The following is an 8,385-nucleotide window of genomic DNA, read 5'->3' as shown; positions in this document are numbered from 1 at the left end:
TCGCTGATAAAGTAGCGAACATCGCTGATAAAGTAGCGAACATCGCTGATAAAGTAGCGAACATCGCTGATAAAGTAGCGAACATCGCTGATAAAGTAGCGAACATCGCTGATAAAGTAGCGAACATCGCTGATAAACCCGCGAACAACGCCGCTAAACCCGCGAACAACGCCGCCAACCCGGTGAACAACGCCGCCAACCCGGTGAACAACGCCGCCAACCCGGCGAACAACGCCGCCAACCCGGTGAACAACGCCGCCAATCCGGTGAACAACGCCGCTAACCAGGCGACCAACGCCGCCAACCCGGCGACCAACGCCGCCAACCCGGCGACCAACGCCACAAACCCGGCGACCAACGCTGCTAAACCCGCGAACAACGCCGCAAACCCGGCGAACAACGCCGCCAACCCGGCGACCAACGCCGCCAACCAGGCGACCAACGCCGCCAACCCGGCGACCAACGCCGCCAACCCGGCGACCAACGCCGCCAACCCGGCGACCAACGCCGCCAACCAGGCGACCAACGCCGCCAACCCGGCGACCAACGCCGCCAACCCGGCGACCAACGCCGCCAACCCGGCGACCAACGCCGCTAACCCAATTAACAACTAGAAATTAATTTTTCTCCTCAATTAAAGAATTAGCAAGCAACATAAATTCAAGCGTAATCCGATTATGGCCCTTCATGAAATTTTCTCCTAAGAGACTTTCAAGCTTTTTTAAACGATGGTAGAGCGTTTGGCGAACGATGAACAGTTGGTTGGCTGTTTGTTGTTTGGAGCCATTCGTTTGTAAGTATACCTGCAGAGTTTCTAATAGCTTACTGTTATATTTTTTGTCGTATTCAATGACAGGCTGTAAATAGTCTTGAATCACTTCCTGTAAATTGACTTGCATCTGTAATTTATAGATGAGGTGATACAGATGTAAATCATCGTAAAAATAAGATGTTGTTTGTACTTTACTGCAAATATACAATGTTTCGAGTGCCGTTTGATAGCTCTTTGGCATTTCTTCTACGTCTGCAACGACTTTGCCAATGGCGATTTGATAACCTTGTGCCATTTGTTTTTTATAAAAATCGGTTTTCTGAACGGAAGAAACTAACGTATTTAATACTTCGCGACTCGATTTGCTATCTTTCTTATGGAGTAAAATAAAGATGACATAGCTTTTTCTTTCGAATAAAAATGCTATAAATCCATTTTGCTCAAAAAGGTTTCGATAGTAGAGCTTACTATAGACAATATCCTCCTGCACCTTAGAAATTGCATTAGGAGTTGCTAAAATAAAAATGGCTCCGCTAGTAAGTTTATAGTTAGAATGATGGGTTACGATAAATTTATAAATTTCCTCTTTCGATAGTTTTTGATCGATCCAATCCGCTAAAATAGAGGCATCCTCAATGTCCCTTTTTTCTTCAATATAAAATTCTCTCATTAACAGCTGCGCTAACGCAGTAGCTGTACGATCTAAAATAAGTAATTCGAACTCCGAAAATAGACCATCCTCTCTAAAGAGCGTTAAATCTGCATAATGTTGATCAAAAATAAAGATGGGTTCATTTTTAAATACTGGTGCTGATTTTTTCATCGTTAAAAGTTGTTGGCGCTTATGATGCGGGATGTTTGGAAAAAAGATAGGCTCTCGACCTTTAATAGAAAAGATAATTTGTGTCTTTAATTTATGATACATATTTTGTAAGACTTCTTCTGAGGTCTGCCCTAATAGAGCGTTTTTATTTAATGTTTGAGAGTAGGATTCTAAAGTAGAGATCATTAAATATTGTTGGTTCATAATTTGACTATGTAAATCTTGTGTAATACGGACGAAAGGAACCGTGTCATGAAAAACGATAATAGGGAAGCTGTGACGGTTAGCAAGGGCTACAATTACTTCTGGGATGGTTTGTATGGAAGTCCCGTATTCAATGCACAATGCCGCGCAATTTTTTTTGATTAAGGATTCTACGAAAAAGATAAAGTTCTCTATGCTGTGCTGAAGGCTGATCCCTGTTGTTAAAACTAATTCATCACCAGCTAGAAAATTATCTACTTGTATAATTTCGATAACATGGGCCCATTTTACAATGCGTAATAAGCCATCTTCACCAGCTACGACCTCTGCACTTTGGAAGTATGTATTTTCTAACACATCCTTCACTTGAAGCTTAAATTGACTCATTTTTATCCCCATTCCTTTTAACATAGACCTTTTTCTAGATTTCTTATTGATGCGTTGTTTTTGCTTAAATAAACCGAAATATCATATTTTAAGAATGTTTAGTCTATTTTACATTATGTTTAAAACAAATGCATAGAATTTTACAGTTTGTCTATTACTTCGTTTCTATGTAACATGTAAAATTTTTGTAAGCGGTATTCCAATCTAATAAAAGAGGTGGGCTGATATGGAGCAACAGACGCATTTACAAAGAGGGTTAAAGAAAAGGCATATGACGATGATCGCTATTGCGGGGGTTATCGGAGCCGGTCTATTTATGGGAAGTGGCTCAGTAATTAACTTAGCCGGCCCTGGCGCAATTTTATCTTATATCTTTGCGGGCATTATCGTTATTCTTGTCATGCGAATGCTTGGAGAAATGGCAGCTGTCAATCCAACAAGTGGATCTTTTGCGCATTATGCACATGAAGCAATTGGTCCGTGGGCTGGTTTTATGATTGGCTGGTTATATTGGTTTTTCTGGGTTGTCGCCATTGCTTTAGAGGCAACAGCAGCAGCTGCGATTATTCAATATTGGTATGATGGAATCCCTTTATGGCTACTAAGTCTTTTATTAACCGTAGCACTTACTTTAACAAATGTTGTTTCCGTAAAAGCTTTTGGTGAATTTGAATATTGGTTCTCTCTTATTAAGGTTACAAGTATTATAGCTTTTTTGGCACTTGGTGCATTTATTATTTTCGGTATCGCACCTAATTTTGATGCAGTAGGTACTGCCAATTTAATCGGTGAGGGTGGCTTTTTACCAAATGGTTTTGGTGCTGTCTTGATGGGCGTAGTGATTGTTATTTTCTCCTTTATGGGAACGGAGATTGTTGCTATTGCAGCAGGGGAATCTGACGAACCGTTAGCAGCGGTGACAAAAGCTACAAATTCAATTACTTGGCGTATTTTGATTTTCTACGTTGGATCAATAACGGTAGTTGTCACATTATTACCTTGGCATTCCTCAGATATTTTAACAAGTCCCTATGTAGCAGTTTTGGATTATATCGGTATTCCAGCAGCTGCGCAAATCATGAATTTTGTTGTTTTAACAGCGGTTTTATCGTGCTTAAACTCCGCGCTTTACGCTACATCTCGAATGGTATTTTCTTTAGCGGAGAAAGGGGAGGCCCCAAAAGCATTTTTGAAATTAAATAAAAAGGGAGCACCTGTTAATGCCATATTAACAGCGACATTCTTCTCTTATATTGCCGTTATTATGAACTATGTTTCACCAGATAAAGTATTTATGTTTTTACTTAGTTCATGTAGTGCAATCACGTTGATTCTTTACTTAATCATTGCTTTTTCACAATTAAAAATGCGACGGAAAATTGAGAAAGAAAATCCCGAGCTATTAAAAGTGAAAATGTGGTTATTCCCATATTTAACGTATTTCACAATATTGGTTATCACAGCTTTGCTAGTCGCTATGTTCTTTATTGAATCGATGCGTTCTCAAATTTTATTTACATGTATTGTAGTGGCAGTAGTGATGATTTTCTATATAGTTACACAAAAGAAAAAGTCACCTAACCCAGTAGATGAAGCAAGTTCTATTTTTCAAAAGGAAAAATTGGATTTTGAATAACAATAAACGAGGAGTGGAAAATTATGACAGTTCAGCAAAAAGTGAAAACGCTATCACATTTTATTAATGGGGTTGAAACAGCAGGTACTAGTGGCTGTTACTCGGAAGTTTATAATCCAACAACAGGAGAGGTCATCGCGCAAGTTCCGTTAGCGACTAGAGATGAGGTGAAGCAGGCTATCCAGCAAGCGAAGGTAGCTTTCCCTGCATGGAAAAAGACATCGATTGGTAAACGGGTTGAGGTTTTGCATCGTTTCCGTCAGTTATTAGTGGAAAGACAAGATGAGCTTATCAAAATAATTTGTGAGGAAAGTGGGAAAACGAAGGAAGATGCTAAGGGCGAAATTGTTCGTGGCATTGAATCTGTAGATATGGCAATAAGTGCCCCACAAATGCTGAAAGGGGAATACTCGGTTAATGTAGGCGGCGATATTAATGCCTTTTCTGCAAAAGCTCCACTTGGAGTTGTTGCAACCATTGCTCCATTTAATTTCCCTGTTATGGTGCCACTGGCGATTACAAGTATGGCAGTTGCGGTAGGAAATGCAGTTATTTTAAAACCGTCTGAGCGTGTGCCAATGTCAGCCTTATATTTAAGTAACTTATGGAAAGAGGCAGGACTGCCAGATGGAATTTGGACAGTCGTGAATGGTGATAAAGAAGCGGTTAATGAACTGCTTGAAAATAAAGAGATACAAGCAATTTCATTTGTTGGATCAACACCTGTTGCGGAGTATATTTACCAAACAGGGACGAAGCACAATAAACGAGTTGCTGCATTTGGTGGCGGGAAGAACTTTATGGTTGTCATGCCAGATGCAAACCTAGAGCAAACGGCTAATGCCTTTTTAGGTGCAGCCTATGGAGCGGCGTCCCAACGTTGTATGGCTATTTCAGGAGCGATTGTCGTCGGGAAAGATACTGAACAACGCTTTACAGAGATATTAAAAGAGAAAATTTTAAAATTAAAGGTTGGTCCATATACAGATGACGAGGTAGACTTTGGCCCAGTTATTACGCAGCAATCAAAAGAAACTATTCTTCGATATATCGACGGTGCTATTGCGGAAGGGGCTAATCTTGTGACGGATGGTCGAAATCCGAAAATATGCGAAACGTCGAAAGGCTTTTATCTTGGTCCGACATTATTAAATAATGTGACTCCAGAAATGACTATTTTTAAAGAGGAGGTATTTGGCCCTGCGCGTATTGTTGTAGGCGTTGAAACCTTACAAGAAGCTATTGATTTGATTAATGATCACGAACTTGGAAATGGTGTCACGATGTTTACGGGTAGCGGTTCGGCGGCGCGCAAATTCCAAGAAGAAATTGAAGTAGGTATGGTAGGCGTTAATGTTCCGATTCCGATTCCAGTTGGCTATCACAATTTTGGCGGATGGAAGCGCTCTAAGTTTGGCGAAGGGCATATGTTTGGACCAGACCAAGCACGATTCTTTACGAAAGCAAAAACGATTTCTGAACGCTGGCCAGATGAAACAGAGGATACGACAAGTTCATTTGCGTTCCCAAGCAATAACGATGCGAATAAGTGAAAAAACATAAAGGGGTGTATAGATATGGTTCAAGTAAATCTTCAAAGTGATATTTTAAAGAAAGATGAACAATATGTATGGCATTCAATGAAACCCTACAATCCACAAGCAACCTATGTAGTAGAAAAATCAAATGGTGCGAGGATTGTTGATACAGATGGCGTTGAATATATTGATGCAATGGCGGGATTGTGGTGTGTAAATGTGGGTTATGGACGTAAGGAATTAGCAGATGTTGCACATGAGCAGATGATGAAAAATGCGTATGCTCCTTTATCGCAGGGACATTTACCAGCAGTTGAACTGGCTGAAAAGATTAATGAAATGCTTGGTGGAGATTATGTTATTTTCTTCTCTAATAGTGGGTCAGAGGCTAACGAAACTGCGTTTAAAATTGCGCGTCAGTATCATCAACAAAAAGGGGAAAGCTCTCGCTATAAGATTGTTTCTCGCTACCGTGCATACCACGGAAGTTCTTTTGGAGCATTGGCTGCGACTGGGCAAGCGGAACGAAAATATAAATATGAACCACTATCTCCTGGTTTTATCCATGTAGCACCACCTGATCAATATCGTGAACATGAAAGTGATACACTTGCCCCGGCAGATTTAGCAAGCGTCAAGGCTGTAGATAAGACGATGACATGGGAGCTAAGTGAAACAGTAGCCGCTATGATTTTAGAGCCAATTATTACAGGTGGGGGCGTCATCATGCCTCCGGAGAACTATTTAAGGGGCATTGAAGAAGTGTGTAAAAAACATGGAGCTTTAATGATTGTAGACGAAGTAATTTGTGGCTTCGGTCGAACAGGTAAGCCATTTGGATTTATGAACTACGGTGTAAAACCAGACATTATTACGATGGCAAAAGGAATTACAAGTGCTTATTTACCATTATCAGCTACAGCGGTAAAACGGGAAATTTATGAGGCATTTACCGAGTCTGATGCATACGGTTATTTCCGTCATGTCAATACATTTGGTGGATCACCAGTCGCATGTGCGGTCGCATTAAAAAATATTGAAATTCTTCAGCAAGAAGCATTATTTGAAAGATCAAGTCAGGTTGGAGCTGCTACTCTGCAAGCACTTCAGCAAGCATTGGGTAATCACCCGAATGTTGGGGATGTTCGAGGCAAAGGCTTATTAATTGGCATCGAGTTAGTGTCAGATAAAACGTCGAAAGAGCCTTTACCAGTAGATAAAGTAAATGCTGTTATTGCGGCATGTAAGGAGCAGGGTGTTATTATCGGTAAAAATGGTGCCACTGTTGCAGGCTTCAATAACGTATTAACATTATCTCCACCACTTAATATTGTACAAGAGGATCTTGATACAATTATAAAAGCTGTTATTGATAGTATTCATAAAATTTAAATAAAAAGCTGTCTCAAAAGTCATAGTAAAACTTTTGAGACAGCTTTTTGATTATCTTACAGCATAAGAAATGCAAGGCGAACTATGAGTATGAACAAAACAACTCCTGTTAGGAACAGTAACAATAAAATTCTCTTTTTTAAAGTATCATCCATACACACCTTCACCTTACTCCTTTGTTGTTTTAAACATATAGCCGCTATAAGAATTGTAGATAATCATCACAATGCCCATTAACATGAAATTGGATATGAGTGAACTTCCGCCATAGCTTAAAAATGGCAAAGTCATACCTGTTACAGGTAAAAGTCCAATGGTCATACCGATATTTTGTGTAATTTGGAAGGCTAATAAACTAGAAATACCAGCTCCCATCAGCGTCATAAATGGGTCCTGTGCTTCTACTGTAATGAGAACAATACGGTAAATAACAAAAAATAAAAGAGTAATAACAAATGCCGCTCCAATGAACCCGACCTCTTCAGCAATGTTGGCAAAAATGAAATCGGTATGCTTTTCCACGACATAGACATTATTGTTCATGTAACCTTTTCCGGTAAACTGTCCTGTACCAATTGCTGAAAATCCCTGCCTTGTTTGAAAAGATGAGTCCGGATATTCATTAGGCTGCAACCATCCATTAATTCGAGAAATCTGATGCCCTGACATTTTATTTAATATTTTGTCTGTAAAAAATTCATTAAATTTTACATATAGAATAGCCACAACGCTGAGAATTGATACTGGAATGGCTGTAAAGATTATTAGCAATTTTTTTTGTATACCTGAAAAGAAAATCATCGGTACAATCATCGACATATAAAGCATGACCATGCCCGTATCAGGTTGCTTGTAAACAGCAAGCATAGGGGGAAGAGTGATAATAGCAATGATTAAGAGTAGCCGCATATCCGTTAAAAAGGTAGGGCGCACATATTTCTCTCGATGTGCAACAATGACCTTACTGACAACAATTAAAAGTGCGAACTTTAAAAACTCCGACGGCTGAAATGATCCTAACACTGGAATTTGGTACCAACGCTTCGCCTCATTAACAGTCCGAGCTATACTTTCGGGTGCAATAAATAAAGCAAATGTTAACAAGACCATCGCCCAATAAAACGGCCAGCCAATTTTTTGTAGTTGTTCAATATCAAGCATTGCTACTCCATACATAACTAAAAATCCGATTAGGTAATAAAAAAACTGCTTTATAATAAACGAGCTTGTATACTGCTCGAACACCGTACTACTGGAATGAACAAAAAGACAACTAATGATACCGAGCAATGCCAAGCTAATAACTAAACTTTTATCTAATTTTTTGATTTGTAACATTCAAACACCTCCTTTTTACCACACTATTAATAGACAACGATAAGGAAATACAGAAGGTTGCAAGTTAAATAAGTATTACAAAAATTACAAATCATAAACCAATTTTACTAATATATTAATTTTACATTTGATTCTATATGAGTAGATTTATGAATTGCTACAATCACGTTTGGTTTATTTCTTGAGCTCTTCTGATGGGAGCTCTTTAGGTTACGACTGTGTTATATGCGGAAGCAAAACGCAGTAACAGGATGTGTTGTTAATATGATAACTTTGTGTTGGGATAAATCGATAT

At 39.3% G+C, this 8,385-nt stretch carries 6 protein-coding genes; 4 read left to right on the top strand and 2 right to left on the bottom strand.

Translation table 11 applies throughout. The features are described 5' to 3' along the window. Nucleotides 1–614 (top strand): hypothetical protein (locus ABH966_RS23945; protein WP_370082858.1); only part of this gene is annotated, 614 nt, incomplete at its 5' end. A 3-nt stretch (nucleotides 615–617) separates the two neighbouring features. Here ABH966_RS23945 and ABH966_RS23940 read toward each other — a convergent pair. After that, the gene (locus ABH966_RS23940; RefSeq protein ID WP_370082856.1) at nucleotides 618–2,186 is read right to left on the bottom strand and encodes a PucR family transcriptional regulator; all 1,569 of its coding nucleotides are present in this window, start codon (nucleotides 2,184–2,186) and stop codon (nucleotides 618–620) included. A gap of 226 nt (nucleotides 2,187–2,412) precedes the next feature. On the opposite strand from ABH966_RS23940, the gene ABH966_RS23935 reads away from it, so the two are divergent. From ABH966_RS23935 to ABH966_RS23925, 3 genes are read left to right on the top strand one after another with little or no spacing between them, the layout of a single operon-like run. Next, nucleotides 2,413–3,822 (top strand): amino acid permease, encoded by a 1,410-nt coding sequence (locus tag ABH966_RS23935; RefSeq protein ID WP_370082854.1) that lies wholly within the window; start codon nucleotides 2,413–2,415, stop codon nucleotides 3,820–3,822. 23 nt (nucleotides 3,823–3,845) lie between these two features. Next, on the top strand, nucleotides 3,846–5,375 hold the full coding sequence (locus ABH966_RS23930) for a CoA-acylating methylmalonate-semialdehyde dehydrogenase (protein WP_370082852.1): 1,530 nt from the start codon (nucleotides 3,846–3,848) through the stop codon (nucleotides 5,373–5,375). 24 nt (nucleotides 5,376–5,399) lie between these two features. Continuing rightward, nucleotides 5,400–6,752, top strand: coding sequence for an aspartate aminotransferase family protein (locus ABH966_RS23925; protein WP_370082850.1), 1,353 nt, complete (start codon nucleotides 5,400–5,402; stop codon nucleotides 6,750–6,752). A 168-nt stretch (nucleotides 6,753–6,920) separates the two neighbouring features. On the opposite strand, the gene ABH966_RS23920 is transcribed toward ABH966_RS23925, so the two are convergent. Then, the gene (locus ABH966_RS23920) at nucleotides 6,921–8,090 is read right to left on the bottom strand and encodes an FtsW/RodA/SpoVE family cell cycle protein (RefSeq protein WP_370082848.1); all 1,170 of its coding nucleotides are present in this window, start codon (nucleotides 8,088–8,090) and stop codon (nucleotides 6,921–6,923) included. Nucleotides 8,091–8,385: the final 295 nt, after the last annotated feature.

This window comes from Lysinibacillus sp. RC46 (assembly GCF_041262385.1).
In the GTDB taxonomy this organism is placed as follows: domain Bacteria; phylum Bacillota; class Bacilli; order Bacillales_A; family Planococcaceae; genus Lysinibacillus.
The sequence above is the reverse complement of the archived record's forward strand: the minus strand, read 5'-3'. Positions and strand labels throughout refer to the sequence as shown.